2 protein-coding genes and 1 pseudogene are annotated in these 3,977 nt (G+C 64.3%); all 3 read right to left on the reverse strand.

Annotated features, from left to right (window positions below):
• Positions 1–1,008: pseudogene (prfB, locus tag RMO81_RS14400) on the reverse strand (peptide chain release factor 2); the annotation flags it as partial.
• Between the two features lie 66 nt (positions 1,009–1,074).
• A complete protein-coding gene (locus tag RMO81_RS14405; RefSeq protein ID WP_310476597.1) occupies positions 1,075–3,495 on the reverse strand; it encodes a PBP1A family penicillin-binding protein in 2,421 nt (806 codons plus the stop codon).
• Between the two features lie 37 nt (positions 3,496–3,532).
• Positions 3,533–3,977: N-acetylmuramoyl-L-alanine amidase (locus RMO81_RS14410; RefSeq protein WP_310476599.1), on the reverse strand; the 445-nt coding region annotated here is incomplete at its 5' end.

Raw genomic sequence — 3,977 nt, forward strand, 5'->3', positions numbered from 1 at the left:
CGCAGATCCTTCACCAGCTGATAGGGCTGCAGCACATAGGATCGGATCTGGTGGCCCCAGCCGATATCGGACTTGCCGGCCTCGGTCTTGGCGATTTCGGCCTCACGGATGGCGAGTTCGCGTTCATACAGCCGCGCCTTCAGCATCTTCATGGCGGTGGCGCGGTTCTTGTGCTGGCTGCGCTCGTTCTGGCAGGCGACGATCACGCCAGTGGGAACGTGGGTGATACGAATGGCCGAATCAGTGGTGTTGACGTGCTGGCCGCCCGCCCCTGAGGCGCGATACGTATCGATCTTCAGATCGGATTCCTTGATGTCGATCTCGATCTCGTCATCCACCTGCGGATAGACCCAGACGCTGGCAAAGCTGGTGTGGCGGCGCGCGGCGCTGTCGTACGGGCTGATCCGCACCAGGCGATGCACGCCGCTTTCGGTCTTGGCCCAGCCATAGGCCTGCGCGCCCTTCACCAATAGCGTGGCGTTCTTGATGCCAGCGGTTTCGCCGCTGTTGAAATCCATCAATTCCACCTTGTAACCGTGTTTTTCGGCCCAGCGCTGATACATGCGCAACAGCATCGAAGCCCAATCCTGGCTCTCGGTACCGCCGGCGCCGCTGTTGACTTCGATATAGGTGTCGTTGTTGTCCGCCTCGCCCGACAGCAGCGCCGCGACCTTGTCCTTCTCGGCCTTTGCGGCCAGCGTTTTCAGCGCGGCAACGCCATCATCGGCCAGCGCTTCATCGCCTTCCATTTCGGCAAGCTCGATCAACTCGCGCGTGTCGGCCAGGTCGCGCTCGATGTCGCGGGTGGCGGTGATGGCTTCATCAAGCCGGCGACGCTCGGTCATCAGCGCCTGCGCGGCCTTGGGATTATCCCACAATTTCGGGTCTTCAACCCGCGCGTTCAGTTCATCGAGACGGCGAAGGGCGCGATCCCAGTCAAAGAGACCTCCTCAGCAGGTCCAGCGCCTGCTTGATCTGGAGGGTGGCATTTTCGGCTTCGGCTCTCATGGTGGTGTCCAAAACTGTGTGAAGCGGCGAGATAGAGGGAGCAGCGCCCGGGCGCAAGGTGGCGCGTCAGTAGATGCCGCCTTCGGATTCCAGGAACTCGGCGTCAGATCGGATCGGGCCGGCGCTGCGACGATCAAACACATCGCGCGCGCGGTTGATGCGGCGCGGTTCGCTGTCGGGCTTGAACGCCTCCCAGATCACCGCTGGCTTGTATCCCGGATCAGGCCACACCCCAAACACGCGCTTGCCCGAACGGCGATCGATGCGGACCATGCGCACGCCGGCCGGGATGGCAAAGGGCAGCGTCGGCCAGTCCTTCAGCGCCACCTGCCCCCATTGCCGCCAGATCGGCGCCGCCAGCGTGCCGCCCTGGGCATATCCGCCCATGCCGCGCGGCTGGTCATAACCCAGATAGAGACCGGCCACGATATCCTGGGTGCCGCCCACGAACCACACATCGCGTGGGCCGTTGGTGGTGCCGGTCTTGCCCGCCAGCGGGCGATTCAAGGGCAGCAGCGCCGTGCCGGTGCCGCGCTGGATCACACCTTCCATCAAATGCAAGATCTGATAGGCGGTGCGTGCATCCATCGCCTGTTCGATGCGGCCCTGCGGGCGCGGCATCGCCTCGCCGTTCCACGCCGGCGCGTTGCAGCGCGGGCAGCCGCGATTGTCCCGCCGCCAGATGATCTTGCCTGAACGATCCTGCACATAATCAATCAGTCCCGGCTGCAACTTGCGGCCCTGGTTGAAGATCTGGGCATAGGCGTTGGTCAGCTTCATCACCGTGGTTTCGCCAGCGCCAAGCGCGATCGAAAGCACCGGCTGATACTCGCCAATGCCGAGCGCCCTGGCCTGCGCCACGATGCGATCCATGCCGGTGGCATCGGCAATGCGCACGGTCATCAAGTTGCGCGACTGTTCGAGTCCCCAGCGCAGCGTCTGCGGACCGGCGGCGCGCATGTTATTGAAATTCCTGAAGCATTTCGTGCCCAACTGCCGGGTCTGGAACACGCAATAGCTACCGTCGACCACGATGCTGGCCGGCGTGAAGCCATTGTCCATCGCGGTGGCATAAACGATCGGCTTGAAGGTGGAACCGGGCTGGCGATTGGCCTGGGTGGCGCGGTTGAAGGCCTGCGCCCGCGCATCAAACCCGCCCACCATGGCGCGCACGCGGCCTGTGGCCACCTCCTCCACCACCATGCCGCCCGACACTTCCGGCGGCTGGCGCAGCGCCCATCCGGCGCCAGTGCGGGTGACCACGATCACGTCGCCGGGGCGCAGCACCTGCGCTGCCGAACGTTGGGTGGCACGATAGGGCCCTGCCGCGTTGCGGCCATACAGCGTCTCTGTGCGGCCATCGGTGAAGCCGATCGTGCTGTCATTGCCCTGCTTGGCCAGCACCACCGCCTTCACCCACTGGGCATAGCCCAAGGCGACCTGCGTGCCTGACAGACGGCCCGGCCAAGCCCCAGAGTCTTTGGCGGAGTCATTGGCGCCAATGTCGATCTGCTTCACCGGCCCGCGCCAGGCCCGGCCGGCTTCATATCGGGTCATGCCGTCGCGCATCGCCTGTTCGGCGGCGGCCTGCATCACCGGGTCGAGCGACGTGCGGATCCACAACCCGCCGCCATAAACGCTGTTCGGGCCATTTTCCTGCGCCTCGCCGAACTGGCCGATCAGGGTGCGGCGCACATCCTCGATGAAATAATCGTCGCGCGGGCGCGGCAGGGCGCGATTGGGAATGGCATCCAACGGGCTGGCGGCGGCGGCGGCGCGTTCGGCAGCGCTGATATGGCCATTTGCGGCCATCTGGGTGAGCACATAATCACGCCGGCCCAAGGCACGATCGCGGCGGCGCACCGGATCATAGGTGGAAGGCGCCTTGGGCAGAATGGCGAGATAGGCCATCTGCGCCAGATCAAGCTGTTCCACCGATTTGCCGAAATAAGCCTGGGCGGCCGCTTCGACGCCATAGGCGTTGCGGCCCAGAAATATCTGATTCAAATAGATTTCGAGGATCTGCTGTTTCGACAGCGCGCCTTCGAGTCGGCGGGCCAGAATCGCTTCGCGGATCTTGCGCCACAGCGAGACTTCGTTGCCAACCAGGCTCTTGGCGACCTGCTGGGTGATGGTCGACGCCCCCACGGGCCGCTTGTCGGAGAATAGCGAGCCGACATTGGTGAACGCGGCGCGCACGATGCCGAGCCAATCGATGCCGTCATGTTCGAAAAAGCCCTTGTCCTCCGCCGAGACATAGGCCTGCACCAGGCGCGGCGGCAGTTCGGCATAGGGCACAAAGATGCGGCGTTCGCGGGTGTAAGCCGTGACGATCTCGCCGTTCACATCGCGCACGGTCGACGGCAGCGCCGGGGTGAAGCTGGCCAGTTCGGCTTCGGATGGAAGCCCCTTGGTGGCCTGCCAATAGAAGAACCCGGCCAGCAGCAGCGGCAGGCCGATCAGCAGCAAAAGGCGATTGCGGGACACACTGTGACGGATAGCGGGCGGGCGCGCCTGTGGGAAGTCACTTCCCGGTCAAATGGCGCTCGATGGCGCGGGCAACACCACGGGCCAGGCGCTTGCGGCCATCGTCGGAGAACAGGCGTTCTGCATCGGCCTTGTTGGTGACATAGCCGGTTTCAAGCAGCACCGAGGGCACATCCGGCGCCTTCAGCACGGCAAAGGCGGCGAAATGGTGAAACTCGCCGCGAAAGCCGACCTCCTGTTCCTCCAGCGCCTTTTGCAGCAGATCGGCAAACTGCACCGAAACATTGTTGGTGGCCCGCCGCGCCAGATCGACCATGATTTCGCCAACCTCTGGCGCTTCAACGCCCAGATTGATGCCGCCAATGATGTCTGCCTTGTTTTCGCGGGCGGCGAGGCGCTCGGCAATGGCGTCGCTGGCCACCGCCGACAGCGTGTAGACCGACGCGCCGCGCGCCTGATCGTTGGGCGCACTATCGGCATGG

It is taken from the genome of Sandarakinorhabdus sp., assembly GCF_031422795.1.
Classification (GTDB): domain Bacteria; phylum Pseudomonadota; class Alphaproteobacteria; order Sphingomonadales; family Sphingomonadaceae; genus Sandarakinorhabdus.